Here is a 15,472-nt window from a genome sequence, read left to right as displayed (position 1 = left end):
CACAACCTTTATTTCTAAAAGTTTTAAAAGATTCTCGTCTGCTTCTTAAAGCTCGTGTAAATAGTTAATGCTTATCGAAAAGCTCTTCTGTGCTACTGTATAACTCTCGTTTTTCAGTGGGGCAAAGATAACAACTTATTCAAACGCAATGCAAGTTTATTTAACATAAAATTCATGAACAGGTCTTATAAATCCATAAGAGACTGGTAAGCAGAGAGAAAAATTTTAAACTAATGTTTAATTTTGTAGTTCTTCTTTACTTAACAGGGGTTTTACCTTTCAGTTTGCATATAAATAGGTTTTGGCTGAAGCCATATTCAATGTGTATCATGTAAGCGGGCTGAAGCCCGCTCCTATTGAATATAGAGGGCTAGAGTAATAACATTGTAATAATACAGAAATTCGGTGAGATTATTCTTGCAAAGGTCATGTGCGTATCTTAATAAATAAAATATCTCACGCAGATCTTACAAATTGAACAGATTTTTACAATTATTGTAACAAGATATAATGAAAACCTTGGTATTTAGGTTTTGGCTGAAGCCCACTCCTATTGAATATATTGGGCTAGAGTAATAACATTGTAATAATACAGAAAAATTCGGTGAGATTATTCTTGCAAAGGTAATGTGCGTATCTTAATAAATAAAATATATCACGCAGATCTTACAAATTGAACAGATTTTTACAATTATTGTAACAAGATATAATGAAAACCTTGGTATTTAGGTTTTGGTCGAAGCCTTTTGCCATGAATATATATGGTAAGTGGGCAGAAGCCAACTCCTATTGAACAGGTTTTCTATTTCCACCATATATATAAGGTATAAGAAATATGATCCATCAATCAAAGAGTCGTAACTGCTGATCTTTTGCTCCTGTAAAATTTACTGTGGAAAGTTTAGGGAATTCTTTACCATCAAAAAACTTCTTTCTTCCGATCTTAAATGTAGTATGGATCATTTCCGCGATATTCCCTTCTCCCCTCTGTCTTTCAAAATATCTTTTATCTCCAAGCTTTCCGCCGCGCATAGAACGGATAAGGTTTAACACCTTTTGTGCCCGGTCCGGAAAATGAGATTCAATCCAATTTACAAAAACAGTTTCTACGGTATCATTCAATCTTACTAATGTGTATCCGAAGCTCAACGCACCTGCATCTGAAATCGATTTCAAAATATTCAACGGCTCATCGCTGTTCAGGCCAGGAACGATAGGTGCTACCATGACATGAACAGGAATTTTATTTTCTGTGAGGACTTCTATAGCTTTTAATTTGTTCGGAGCTGAGCTCGTACGTGGCTCCATTTTCCGTCTCAGCTCTTCATTAATAGTAGGAATACTGAGTGAAACAGAAACCAGGTTCTGTTCTGCCATAGGTTTTAAAATATCCAGATCTCTCAGAACAAGTGCATTTTTTGTCAGAACATTGACAGGATGTCTGTAATCCAGACAAACCTGGAGGAGTTTCCGGGTGATCTCAAATTGCCTTTCTGCAGGCTGATAACAATCGGTGTTTCCGGAAAGCAAAATTGGTGCGGGCTTGTAGCCTCTTTTCTGAAAAAACTTCTCCAAAAGTTCAGGAGCATTCTTCTTCACCATGATTTTTCTTTCAAAATCAATTCCGGCACTGTAGCCCCAGTATTCATGGGTAGGCCTTGCAAAACAATAGGAACATCCATGTTCACAGCCCTGATAAGGGTTCATGGAATACTCCATCGGGAGGTCTTCACTTTTCACCTGATTCACAATGCTTTTTGGAAAAACTTCGGTGAAAGAGGTTTTTACCGCTTCGAAATCTTCATCTTCAGGCTCATAGGTATACCTGTCGAAACGATTGATAACGTTCGACTGTGCGCCTTGCCCTTTTTTGAAATTCTTGTTTTGCATTATGGTGTAAAATTAGAATGGATTTCTAATTAAATAATGAGTTTTAACATTAAAGTTATCCACAGAAAAATCCGACCCTTAAAAAGGAGCCGGATTTCACATAATTAAATATATTCTTTTACTACTTCAGTGCATAAAATTCCACTCCATGATACTCATCTTCGTGGTTTTTGTCATCAAAATGCCTGTGATAATCCGAATAGGTATCACTATATTTTTTATCTTTTTTAGTCAATATCTTTTTTAATCCAATAAAACCTAATACAGCCAAAAGACCAACACCTCCTGCCAGTAAAACGCCAACTTCTTTTTTCATATTTCGTCCGATTTAATACAGTAGCTATTGCAAAAAGCGTACCTATTTTTCTGATTCAAATTATAAATTTTGTTAACATTAAACTTTATTTCGTTGAGAAATGTAATTGCCTTTTTTATTAAATTTAGCAAATCAATGGTTTAATTATTGTACTACCCTATAAAAATAATATTATGGATAATTCAGAATATACCGACAGAATGACTACCCTAAGCCAGGTTATGAATACCCTTTCAGAAAGAGGAATACATCGAGAATTCAGAATGAATGACAAATGTGAGATGAAATTTGAAAATTCAGAGAAAGTATATCAGCCGTCTGAGCTTACCATTTTAAAGACTTATCGTTTTGAAGGTGACAGCAATCCTGATGACAACGCGGTTTTGTATGTCTTAAAAGATAATGCCGGAAACCGTGGAATGATCATCGATTCTTATGGAGCAGACAGTAATTATCCTGGTGAAAAGTTTGATGAGTTCCTGAGAGACATTCCCATTCAGGAAAGTGAAGAATTTAATTTTTAATACTTCCTTCAACCAGAAGATTTAAATATATCCCCCGAACTATTCAGTTTCGGGGGATTCTTTTTTCTTGAAGATATTTTTTAAAAAGCCTTTCTTTTCCTTTTTGTCTTCCTGTGATTTAGGTTCTTCCTTTTTTGCTTTGATCTCCTGCTTCAGTTCTTTTACCGTTTTCTTGACTTCTTTTACAGAAGAAACAGCACTTTTTACCGTTTTCTCAGTTTTATCGATATTCTTTCCGATCAGCGTTTTCTTTAATCCCTGTTCAATTCCTTTCCAGAAAAGATTGAAAAATGATTTCGTTGGATCCCGTTCAACATTTTCTACAGCTACAGCTTCGGGATAATTTCCGGAATCAGATCTGATAAAGAGATTCGCAACAGCCGTAAGTACTCCTTTCTTTTCCTGATTATTTTTATTTAAGACGGCAATTTTAAGTTCTTTATGTTTCAGATTGAATGTTCCATGCAGGCCTGCTGGATTTCCTTTAAAATTGAACAGCATTTCCTGAATAGTTCCGGCAGTGGCCGTCACATGAAGATAAGGTCTGATAAAAGGATTGATCCCGCTTGCTGGAAGATTGGATGTTTTCCCTGAAATGGCAAAATTGTCATTATGATCTGCTACATCAAAATTCCAGTTTACGGAGAGAGGTGCAAGATTCATGAACGAGCAGTTGATCTTAATATCTACTTTTGTAGGTTTTCCTTTTGTTTTGGCAGAATTCAGATTTTTAACATTCATATTAAAATTTGCAAACGTCAGTTTTCCCGGGCCAGCACTTTCCGGAGTATCTTCTTCGTACACCAAAACGGAATTTTTTAGATCAAGGTTATTGACTGTCATCGGAATTTTTATTGAACGAAGCAGTTTAGAATATAATGGTTTTACTTTCGGATCATCATTCGGGATCTTACTTCTGAAAATATTGGCATCTGCACCGAGAACCGTTACATTGGAAGCATTGATCGATTTATTATCAGAAAACAAATCCCAATGCCCGTCTGCTGCTATCTGAGAAACTTTGATGTCATACAGATCTCGCTCTACAGGTATCATTTTGATAAACTGTGCTCTCGAAACGAGCGGTTTCATGATAAAACTATTAACCTGAATCTTATTTTTATTCAATTTTAAAAGTCCGGCGCTTAAATTATAAAATTTCGTTCTGTAGGCAAAATTCCTTGTGGTCAGGAAATAGTCTTTCACTTTAAAGGAAAGTCCCTGGTTATTAGGTTTAGCCGCTACTTCAATAGCATTAACTGTTGCATTCAAGTCATGAAAAGCAAGTGGCTGCATTCCTTTATCATAAACGATATCAGAATTTTTGAGGGATATTTTCCGGACGATGATTGAATTGATGATTCCCGGTTTTGGATTTTTCTTTGGTTTATCCACGCCTGCTTTAATGGTTCCACTTACATTTTCAACCAAAACATCTTTAAGATCCAGATTCAGTTTCTTTTCAACAAATTCAAATTTATTGATGTTAAAGGCAATATGTCCGGTTTTCAGATCCATTGAACCCTTTCCCGCTTCCGGAACTCCGGGAGACAATATCAGATTTCTGATTTCCCCGCTTTTGGGGTTTAGTGCAATGCTTTCAACCGTAAAGTTCTGGTGATTTGAATACTGAATATCTCTTCCTGAAAAATGAAAATCTTTATACCCGACAGGAATCACCTCTTCTGCGGTGACTTTATCAAATTTCAACTGATTGACTTTTACATTCAATGCTTTTGCAGAAAGTAATCTATTGCCATCAGGTTTATTAATGAGTACAGTAGCATTACTGAACTTTATATCTTCTAAATTAACTTCAAAATTCAGTTTTTTTTCAGTCTTTTTAGGTTTTACTCCCGTGTTGTAAACGGTAAGGACAGGGTTTTGAAAATCTGCATTGGCCACTGAAATCTTGTTTTTAGCCAAAACCACATCTTTAAAATCCATTTTTGGAATGGAGAATTCAAAGAGTTTAGGTTTTTGAGGATAAAATCTTTTAAACTGGTTAAAAGACAACAACGGAATCAATCTGAAATTTCCAATTGACATTTGACCATCTGACGTTGTGATACTACCTATTATAATTGCATATACATTATCCGGGCGGATGAAAAAATCTTTTCCTTTAATAGAATAACGGTCAAAAACTACAGGAAGCTTGTCTTCTACTGATTCTTCGGTCATTTGCAGGTTCTCTACAAATAGATCCAGTTGCTGAACGGATAAAAATTTCTGCTTTGTATGCTTGAAAATATTGATTGTTCCTTTATTAATCCTTATATTTTCAAACAGGACAGGATTTCTTTTTTTTCCAGTTTTACGGTCTACGGGTTTTGCAAGACTGATATTTAAGTTAGGTCTAGCCAACAACAGATCAGATGAGCTGATTCTTTTATTAAAAATGGCATCATAGATCCCAAAACGGCTGATTTTTAAGGTATCAATCGTTCCCTGAAGGCCAATGACGTTGGTGTTTTGAGGATCTTTGCTGTTTATCGTAATTCCTGCAGCGAAAATATTCCCAGAGCCCAGATCTACATCCAGTGTTTTATAGGATACCTTATAATCTGTATTCTTCTTTATATAATCAGGAAGTTGGGTTTTAAGCCATATGTTCAGTCCGAAATTCGCAGCTAAAAGAATGAGCAGCAGAACTCCAAGGCTTATTAATAACTTTTTGACCCATTTTCTCATATTGTAATTTGGTGTTTGTCATCTTAAATATAAGATTAATTTTTTATCTCCAGCTCGATGACATAGCCTTCATGACCTCTTACATTCATAAAATCGGCACTGTCGAAACTCAGATACTGTCCTTTTATTCCTGTAAGCTTTCCTGTGAACTCAGGTTTTTTATCCAGAGTGAATGAAGTTACTTTCGCAGGTTTTTCAAAAGGATAATCAAATCTCCACAAATCTTCTCCTTCACTGTAGAACTTTTGGAAGTCATCAGGAAAATACTGTCTGATCTTTTGCTGGAAATCGGCAAGATCAATTTCTCCTTCGAAATCATCCTGAAGCATTTTTCTCCAGTTGGTCTTGTCAGGAAGATGTTCTTTTAATGCAACTTCTATCATTCCCGCTTCGTAACGGTTTTCTGTTCTGGCAATCGGCAGTGCAAAAGTGGCTCCCTGATCAATCCATCTTGTTGGAATCTGGGTATTTCTTGTTACTCCTACTTTTACATCTCCGGTGTATGCTAAATATACGGTATGAGGCTGTAACTGGATCTGTTTTTCCACTTCCAGATCACGTTCTGCAACGCCTAAATGAGCCGTAGAAAGTTCAGGACGGATGATGGTATCACTGGCGTAAGGGCTTTCAAAGAAACAGTTCTTGCAGAATCCCATTCTGTAAATAGGCTTATTTTCTCCGCAGTTGACACACTGAAATCCGGTATGTTTTATACGCAGTTCCTTTCCGAAAAGCTCATTCATATGGATAAGATCTCCTGAAAGATTTAGATAATATTGGATCGGCTGTGTGTCGAAACTCGTCATTTTTAAAATTTGCCCTTGAAACTGCATACTGTTTATATTACTTTTTTAAGTAAATTTAATGATTATATTTTCAAAAAGTAAATTTATATTTTTGCGACATTAAAAAATCACAAATGACTTATCTTGTAACTGGAGGAAGCGGATTTATAGGTTCCCATTTAATAGAAAAATTATTACGAAATGGACATTCTGTCATAAACGTTGACAATTTTGATGATTTCTACAATTATCAGATAAAAATTAAAAATACTTTAGCATCTATCGATAAAAATTATGATTTTGATTTTTCGGACAAAGAGACAGATATCAGACAATTAATGGCTATTTCCCAATCAGACCGCTACCAATTCTATTATCAGGACATTCGGGATAAAAACGGGCTTGAAGCCATTTTCAAAAACCACAAAATAGACCTTATTATCCACCTGGCAGCACTGGCAGGCGTACGCCCTTCTATTGAAAGACCTCTGGAATACGAGGAAGTGAATGTGCGCGGTACCATGAATCTATGGGAGCTTTGTAAGGAATTCAATATCAACAAATTCATCTGTGCCTCCTCATCAAGTGTTTACGGAAATAACGAAAAAACACCTTTTGCAGAGACTGATAATGTGGACAATCCTATTTCACCTTACGCTGCAACCAAGAAAAGTGGCGAAGTTCTAGGACATGTTTACCATAATCTGTATCATATTGACATGATTCAGCTCCGTTTCTTCACCGTTTACGGGCCGAGACAGAGGCCGGATCTTGCCATTCATAAATTTACAAAACTGATCTCAGAAGGTCACGAAATCCCTTTTTACGGCGATGGAAACACGGCCAGAGACTATACTTATATTGATGATATCATTGATGGAATCACGAAATCCATCCTTTATCTGGAAAATCATTCAGAGGTTTATGAAATTATTAATCTCGGGGAAAGCGAGGTCGTCACTTTATCTGAAATGCTGGCTGCCATAGAAAATACCCTTGGAATTTCTGCCACCCGGAAAATTCTGCCAATGCAGCCGGGAGATGTCCAGAAAACCAATGCAGATATCACAAAAGCTAAGACATTAATAGACTACAAACCAGACACAGACTTCCAAAATGGCATAAAAAAATTTGTGGAATGGTTTTTGAGAAAATGACATCATGTAAGTTGCCGGAACAGCTGTAATGCGGTCTATGACGGACAATGAACAAAAATTAATCAAAAAGAATTGAAAATCAAGTATAAAAAAGCGTATAATATAAGCTAATTTTATACTTTTGCAAAAAAATTAGAAAATTATGTACTGGACATTAGAACTAGCCTCCTATTTAAGTGACGCGCCTTGGCCGATGACAAAAGCAGAACTTATTGACTATGCAATCAGAACTGGTGCACCCATGGAAGTTGTAGAAAACCTTCAGGCTATTGAAGACGAAGGAGAGATCTACGAATCTATCGAAGAGGTATGGAGTGATTATCCTACCGACGAGGATTTCCTTTGGAACGAAGACGAATATTAATTAAAGCAATAAGCTTTAAGCAATGCGCTTAGAGCTTTTTTGCCCTTTTTTATATATAAAATTCACACGATAAGCGTGTCAGTAAAACGCTTAAAGCATATTGCTTTAAGCATAAAGCAAAAAATTTATGAGTTTTTTAAACAAAGTTCTTAAAGGGTTTTTGGGAGACAAAAAAGCGCAGGACCTAAAAGAAGTAAAAAAAGTTGTAACAAAAATCAAAGCTGTAGAACCAGCCATTCAACAGTTGACTGATGATGGACTGAGAGAAAAAACTGCTGAATTTAAAGACAATATTAAATCTGCAACCAGCAAAATTACAGCGCAGATAGAACAGATAAAAGAGCAGGTGAAAAATTCACCTAACGTAGATGAAAAGGAAGCTCTTTTCACAAAAATTGAGGCTCTTAAAAAAGAATCATACGACATCGAAGAAAAAGTTCTTGGTCAGATCCTTCCTGAAGCTTTTGCATTGGTAAAAGAAACAGCGAGAAGATGGGCTCAGAATGGAGAGATCCGTACGAAAGCAACTGACTGGGACAGACAATTGGCCGGAGCGGGTAAAGATTTCGTAGAGATTCAGGGAGATACTGCCATCTGGAAAAACTCCTGGGACGCCGCCGGAACTCCTGTAGTTTGGGACATGGTCCATTATGATGTTCAGTTCATCGGAGGGGTTATTCTTCACAGTGGTAAAATTACCGAAATGGCAACCGGTGAAGGTAAAACTTTGGTAGGAACATTACCTATTTACTTAAATTCACTTTCTGAAAGAGGTGTTCACGTAGTAACGGTGAATGACTATCTTGCTAAAAGAGACTCCGCATGGATGGGCCCTCTTTATCAGTTCCACGGAATGTCTATCGACTGTATCGATAATCACCAGCCGAACTCAGACGGAAGAAGAAAAGCATACAACTCGGATATTACTTACGGAACGAATAACGAATTCGGTTTCGATTATCTGAGAGATAACATGGTAACTTCACCTTCAGAACTTGTGCAGAGAGAATTGAACTTTGCGATTGTGGATGAAGTTGACTCTGTATTGGTAGATGATGCCAGAACACCATTGATTATTTCAGGTCCGGTTCCTCAGGGAGACAGACAGGAATTTGATGTTCTTAAGCCTTCTATCGACAGAATCGTTGAAGTTCAGAAAAAAACGGTTTCTGCACTCTTTAACGAAGCGAAAAAATTAATCGCTGCAGGAAACACCAAAGAAGGAGGATTCAAATTACTTCAGTCTTACAGAGGTCTTCCTAAAAACAGACAATTAATCAAATTCTTATCGGAAAGCGGAAACAGAGCATTGCTTCAGAAAGTAGAAGCGCAATACATGCAGGACAACAACCGTGACATGCCGATCGTAGATAAAGATCTTTATTTCGTTATCGAAGAGAAAAACAATCAGGTTGATCTTACGGATAAGGGAGTAGAATATATGTCTCAGGGGAATTCTGACAATAACTTCTTCGTTCTTCCGGATATCGGAACAGAAATCGCTGAAGTTGAGGCAAAAAATCTTACGAAAGAAGAAGAATTCGAGGCTAAAGAAAAACTTTTCTCTGAATTCGCTGAAAAATCTGAGCGTGTACACACGATGAGCCAGCTGTTAAAAGCTTACACATTATTTGAAAAAGATGATGAGTATGTAGTGATTGACGGGGAAGTAAAAATCGTTGACGAGCAGACAGGTCGTATCATGGAAGGAAGACGTTATTCTGACGGTCTTCACCAGGCGATCGAAGCTAAGGAAAATGTGAAAATTGAAGCCGCTACGCAGACTTTTGCAACGGTAACACTTCAGAACTATTTCCGTATGTACAACAAGCTTGCGGGGATGACCGGTACTGCTGAAACAGAGGCGGGAGAGCTTTGGGAAATCTACAAATTAGATGTTGTGGTGATTCCTACCAACCGTCCTATTTTAAGACATGACAGACAGGATTTAGTTTTCAAAACTAACCGTGAAAAATATAACGCCGTTATTGAAGAGATTGAAAAATTAACCGCAGCAAAAAGACCTGTATTGGTAGGTACTACTTCTGTTGAAATTTCTCAGTTGCTTTCTAAGGCTCTTCAGTTAAGAAAAATTCCACACCAGGTATTGAACGCGAAGCTTCACAAGAAAGAAGCAGAGATCGTTGCCGGAGCAGGACAGCCGGGCGTTGTAACGATTGCAACGAACATGGCAGGTCGTGGTACGGATATCAAGCTTTCCAAAGAAGTAAAAGAAGCAGGAGGTTTGGCGATTATCGGTACTGAAAGACACGATTCAAGACGTGTAGACAGACAGCTTAGAGGTAGAGCGGGACGTCAGGGAGATCCTGGAAGTTCTCAGTTCTATGTATCTCTTGAAGATAACCTGATGCGTCTTTTCGGTTCTGAGAGAATCGCGAAAATGATGGACAGAATGGGTCATAAAGATGGTGAAGTGATTCAGCATTCTATGATCAGCAAGTCTATCGAAAGAGCGCAGAAGAAAGTAGAGGAAAATAACTTCGGGATCAGAAAGAGACTTCTTGAGTACGATGACGTAATGAACAAACAGCGTGACGTGATCTATAAGAGAAGAAAGAATGCTCTTTTTGGAGATCACCTTAAGTATGACATTACGAATATGATCTTCGATGTTTCAAATTCAATTGTTACCAAAGGAAAAGCGACAGGAAACTATAAAGATTTCGAATTCGATATCATTAAGTTCTTCACGATGGAATCTCCGGTTTCTGAAAATGATTTCAAGAGCAAGCAGATTCCTGAACTGACGGATCTTGTTTTCAAGGCCGCTCAGGAAGATTATAAAATGAAACTGAACTTACTGAAAGAAAAATCATTCCCTATCATTGAGAATGTATATCAGAATCAGGGTTCTATGTTTAAAATGATCCAGGTTCCTTTCTCAGACGGACACAAAACAATGACGATTGTGGCTGATCTGAAAGAAGCTTATGACACTCAGTGTGAAAGTTTGATCAATGATTTTGAAAAGAACATCACTTTATCCATCATCGATGAAAACTGGAAACTTCACCTTCGTGAAATGGATGACCTGAGAAGATCTTCTCAAGGTGCCGTTTACGAGCAGAAAGATCCATTGGTGATTTACAAACAGGAATCATTCCACTTATTCAGTGAAATGGTAGACAAAATGAACAAAGAAATTATCTCTTTCTTATACAAAGGAGAAATCCCTGCTTAAGGAATTAATAATAAAATCTCATAAAAACCCCGCTTCAGCACAGACTGAAGCGGGGTTTTGTTATTTAGTGCCTAATGAATTCATGATAAATATCAATCCTGTTATTTATTTAGAACAATTAAAAACAATATATTTGCAAAAAATTTGACTTTCATGAAACAAGTACTGATCTGTGCCTCATTGCTGGGTTCTCTACTGGTCTTTGCCCAGGAAAAGGATTCAACAGCCTTAAAAAGCATTGATGAAGTGATCATCAACACCTATGTCAAAAAAGACAGTGATTATTCCAATAAAATGCCTTTAAAAGCTATTGAAAACCCACAGGTATATTCGAGCGTAGATAAAGTAATTTTAGAAAATCAGGGAATTTTTACCGTTGATGATGCTTTCAAAAACATTACGGGTCTGCAAACCATGTGGACATCTAATGGAAGAGCCGGTGATGGTGGAGCTTATGTAAGTTTAAGAGGATTTGTTTCATCCAATTCATTGAGAAACGGAGTTCTTGGGGCAGTAACCAGTACTATAGATGCCGTGAACCTTGAAAAACTTGAGGTTTTAAAAGGTCCATCCGGAACATTATTCGGAAGCTTACTGACCAGTTATGGAGGTGTTATCAACCGTGTAACAAAAAGACCATTTGAGACTTTCGGAGGAAATGTAAGTCTGGCAGGAGGAAGTTATGAAACGTACAGAGCTGCTGTAGACATCAACACTCCCCTTACGAATGATAAGAAACTTCTATTCCGCTTAAATTCTGCTTATACCAACGAAGGTACATTTCAGACAGAAGGTTTCAAAAGAAATTTAGCTGTGGCACCAAGCTTAAGCTATAAGCCAACAGACCGATTAAGCATTAACCTGGATATGGAATTATTCCAAATGAAGAGTATGAGCGATCAGACGTTCTTCTTTTATTCAGGAAAATATTTGCAGAAGGTGAATAACATCAGGGACCTTAATCTGGATTACAAAAATTCATATTTAGGAAAAGACCTTACCAATACGGGACGAAGCATCAATTTCTTCGGACAGGTTCAGTATAAAATTTCAAATTCTATCACTTCTTCCACCAATTTCAGCAGTTCTTCCAGCTATTCAGACGGGTTTATGCCTTATCTGTATTTTATGGGTGATGATGCTACCAGCATGTACAGAAGTGATCAGTCTACCCGAGACAGCAGAAAAAAATCAATCAATTTTCAGCAGAACTTTAACGGAGATTTTAAAATCGGAAGCTTAAGAAACCGTGTTGTTTTAGGATTTGATTATTTAAGGGTAAACAACAGTCAGAATTTCTATGATGTAAACGGATTTGACAAAAATGCTGCCGGTGAATCTGTACCAGTACCCTTACATCAGCCGGGCTTCAACTATACCAACTTCAACGGAGCAGCGCTTCAATCCATGTACAATGGAATGGCTGGAAATGAAAAGCCCTACCTAATATCCGGAATACAGGAAAACTACGCAGTTTACCTATCCAATGTCCTGAACATAACGAACAATCTGAATGTACTGATGGCTTTACGTGTTGACAATTTCAACAATAAACCGGGAGCAGATGTTGCGGACGGAAAGAAAATGAATCAGACGTTCTTTTCTCCAAAACTTGGGGTTGTGTATGAAGTGATCAAAGACAAAGTTTCTCTTTTTGGGAATTATCAGAACAGTTTTAAAAACCTTAGCTATTATGTAGACGGGTCAGGAGCGACAAATACTCCGCTTCCTGAACAGGCCAACCAAATGGAAGGAGGAATTAAAACAAGCTTGTTCAACGGAAAAGTATCTTCTACTTTCAGTTACTACAACATTAAAGTAAAGGATGTTTTAAGAAATGTGCCTACCGTAGAGGCTCCCAATGCTCAAATACAGGACGGAACTATTGTAAGCAGAGGTGTTGAGCTTGAAGTGAACGCTTATCTGGTAAAAGGTTTTACAGCCATAGCAGGTTTTACTTATAATGATTCGAAATATACAAAAGCAGATCCGTCTGTTTTAGACAGAAGACCGAATACGTCAGGTTCTCCTTATCTGGCTAATTTATACGCAAGCTACCAGTTTCTTGATGGAAAACTTAAAGGCTTAGGATTCGGAGTTGGTGGAAACTATGCCAGCGAAAATAAAATATACAACTCAGCCGATGGTGTTTTCTCACTACCGTCATATGTTGTACTGAATGCCAGCGCCTATTATGACACTAAAAGATTCAGGATAGGAGTAAAAGTAGACAATTTCACTAATGAACGTTACTGGATCGGATACACTACTGCCAATCCACAGAAACTCATTAATGCAGTGGGAACTGTTACTTACAAGTTTTAATCCATTACCATAATTCAGACACTACTTAAACAATGAAAAAAATAACGATAGGAGCAGCATTATTAACATCCATGTTAACCTTAGCTCAGCAAAAAGACACGATTAAATCAAATGACATCGAAGAAGTTGTTGTCAACGGAAGATACTATCAGAAATATAAACTTAACGAGGTTTCAGGATCATTAAGACTGCAAACCCCGATTATTGAACTTCCACAAAACGTACAGTCCATCAGCGGTCAGGTTTTAAATGACCAGATCACTTTAAATATGTCTGAAGGAATTGTCCGTAACGTAAGCGGTGCCAGAAAAGTAGAACACTGGGACAATGTGTATTCAAACGTTTTCATGAGAGGAGCAAGTATCGCTACTTATATGAACGGAATGAATGTTTCCTCTACATGGGGACCTATCAACCCGGATGCATCAATCATTGACAGGATAGAATTCGTAAAAGGACCTGCAGGATTCATGGGATCTATGGGTGACCCGGCAGGTTTTTACAATGTGGTAACGAAAAAACCTACGGGAAAATTTGCCAACAGTGTACGATTCACAACGGGAAGCTACAATCTCTTCAGAGGAGAAGCAGATCTTGACGGCGTTATCGTGAAAGACGGTGTGTTGGATTACCGTTTAAACCTGATGGGTAGTTCCAACAAATCATGGTCAGAAAATGATAAGACCAGCAAAATAATCGTGGCTCCGTCTATTACTTTCAGACCAACAAAAACAACGACATTCACGGCACAGTATAATTATCAGTTTTTAAAATTCAATCAGCCGGGAGCTTATTTGATGTCTAAAGACGGTTATGCTTCCTTAGATGTTCATACCAACTTTAACGACCCTAACTTCAAAAAAACAGAAGTAAAGGATCAGAGCTTATTCTTGACTTTGGATCAGAAATTATTCAAAGACTGGGTGTGGAGTACACAATATGCCTACATGGATATGAACTATGATGGTGGTTCGTGGTGGGGAGGTTTTTATGGTTCAGACCCGAATATTCTCAGCAGATCTTTAAGCAACTGGCAGGCTCTCGGAAAAAACAATATATTCCAGACCTACGTACGAGGAAGTTTAGAAACAGGAAACATTACGCATAAAATCATTGCCGGATTCGATTACGGAAATAGAAAATACCAGGCTGATTTCTCTTATCTAGGGGATGGAGGATCTATTAATGTTCATAATATTGCTTACGGCGTAAATCCTAATACGCTGCCTCCTGAAAGTGCTTATTATCTGAACAGAAATGCAGATTATTATAATGATCAGGGCGTAAAATATACTTCTTATTATGTTCAGGATCAAATAGGAATGCTTAATAATAAGTTACGCATTACCCTTGCAGGAAGATATACCAGTGGAACAACATTCTCGGGATATCCTAATTTAGCGGCTATCAAAGCTGACCAGGCAGGAGAATTCACCCCAAGAGTTGGTGCCAGCTATTCTATTAATCATGATTTCTCAGTATATGGAGTTTTCGATAAAACATTCGTTCCTCAATCAGTGGCAAGCTATGCTAATAATACCAGTATTCCTGCTCCATTAAAAGGTCAGAATATTGAATTTGGACTGAAAAAAGACTGGTTCAATGGAAAATGGAACTCTACCTTCGCAGTCTATGAAATTACAAGAAAAAATATAAGTGTAGACGACAGAGCGCATGGCGTATTAAATCCTGATGGGATCACTTTTAATTTTCCTTACAAACTTGCCATTGGAGAACAAAGAGCAAGAGGATTTGAAGCAGATATTAAAGGAGAGATTGTAAGAGGACTAAATGTTGTGATCAACTATGCATATACCGATGCTGTAGTAACAGAAGACACGGATCTTTCAAGAATAGGATCGGCAGCTCCCGGAAATGCTAAAAACGTACAGAATACATGGTTAAGCTACAGGTTTGAACATGGCAATCTAAAAGGATTCGGTATTTCTGCAGGATATCAGTATCAGGGAGGAAGACAGTCTTGGTTTGGAACAACCGCAAAATACGACCAGAGCCTGGAAGATTATTTTGACACCAACTTCGGTATTTCTTATACTGCTAAAAAATTCGATGTTAATCTATTGTTGAACAATGTTCTGAACAGAAAGCTTTACAGCGGTTACAGACCGGATGACGGTTCATATACATGGATCTACAATGCTCCGCGTAACTGGAGACTATCAATAGGATATAAATTTTAAATAATCAAAAGTTA

Annotated in this window: 10 protein-coding genes; 6 read left to right on the top strand and 4 right to left on the bottom strand. The window is 37.5% G+C overall.

The features are described from left to right. Positions 1-843: 843 nt before the first annotated feature. Together IW22_RS05225 and IW22_RS05220 are read right to left on the bottom strand one after the other, a co-directional pair. A complete protein-coding gene (locus IW22_RS05225; protein WP_034724645.1) occupies positions 844-1,890 on the bottom strand; it encodes a PA0069 family radical SAM protein in 1,047 nt (348 codons plus the stop codon). Between the two features lie 121 nt (positions 1,891-2,011). Beyond that, entirely contained in the window at positions 2,012-2,206 is a 195-nt protein-coding gene (locus IW22_RS05220; RefSeq protein WP_034724644.1) for a hypothetical protein, read from the bottom strand. Positions 2,207-2,379: 173 nt separating this feature from the next. Between IW22_RS05220 and IW22_RS05215 the strand changes: the two genes are divergently transcribed. Beyond that, complete coding sequence (locus IW22_RS05215; RefSeq protein ID WP_034724642.1) at positions 2,380-2,730, top strand: hypothetical protein; 351 nt, start codon at positions 2,380-2,382, stop codon at positions 2,728-2,730. A 39-nt stretch (positions 2,731-2,769) separates the two neighbouring features. Here the strand turns inward: IW22_RS05215 and IW22_RS05210 are convergent, their stop codons facing one another. After that, entirely contained in the window at positions 2,770-5,424 is a 2,655-nt protein-coding gene (locus IW22_RS05210) for a hypothetical protein (RefSeq protein ID WP_034724639.1), read from the bottom strand. Positions 5,425-5,459: 35 nt separating this feature from the next. Next, positions 5,460-6,257, bottom strand: a complete 798-nt coding sequence (locus IW22_RS05205) for a DUF2797 domain-containing protein (protein ID WP_034724637.1) — start codon at positions 6,255-6,257, stop codon at positions 5,460-5,462. 86 nt (positions 6,258-6,343) lie between these two features. Between IW22_RS05205 and IW22_RS05200 the strand changes: the two genes are divergently transcribed. From IW22_RS05200 to IW22_RS05180, 5 genes are all read left to right on the top strand, one after another. Then, a complete protein-coding gene (locus tag IW22_RS05200) occupies positions 6,344-7,366 on the top strand; it encodes a GDP-mannose 4,6-dehydratase (RefSeq protein ID WP_034724635.1) in 1,023 nt (340 codons plus the stop codon). 142 nt (positions 7,367-7,508) lie between these two features. After that, a complete protein-coding gene (locus tag IW22_RS05195) occupies positions 7,509-7,730 on the top strand; it encodes a DUF2795 domain-containing protein (protein WP_002662059.1) in 222 nt (73 codons plus the stop codon). 127 nt (positions 7,731-7,857) lie between these two features. Next, positions 7,858-10,932 carry a preprotein translocase subunit SecA gene (gene secA / locus IW22_RS05190; protein WP_034724633.1) on the top strand — a complete coding sequence of 1,025 codons (3,075 nt, stop codon included), beginning with the start codon at positions 7,858-7,860 and terminating at the stop codon, positions 10,930-10,932. A 153-nt stretch (positions 10,933-11,085) separates the two neighbouring features. Next, positions 11,086-13,257: a TonB-dependent siderophore receptor gene (locus tag IW22_RS05185; protein ID WP_034724632.1), complete on the top strand. Its 2,172-nt coding sequence runs from the start codon at positions 11,086-11,088 to the stop codon at positions 13,255-13,257. A gap of 32 nt (positions 13,258-13,289) precedes the next feature. Beyond that, positions 13,290-15,458 (top strand): TonB-dependent siderophore receptor, encoded by a 2,169-nt coding sequence (locus tag IW22_RS05180; protein WP_034724630.1) that lies wholly within the window; start codon positions 13,290-13,292, stop codon positions 15,456-15,458. Positions 15,459-15,472 lie beyond the last annotated feature (14 nt).

This window comes from Chryseobacterium sp. JM1 (genome assembly GCF_000737715.1).
GTDB lineage: Bacteria > Bacteroidota > Bacteroidia > Flavobacteriales > Weeksellaceae > Chryseobacterium.
This window is presented reverse-complemented; position numbering and strand designations above follow the sequence as displayed.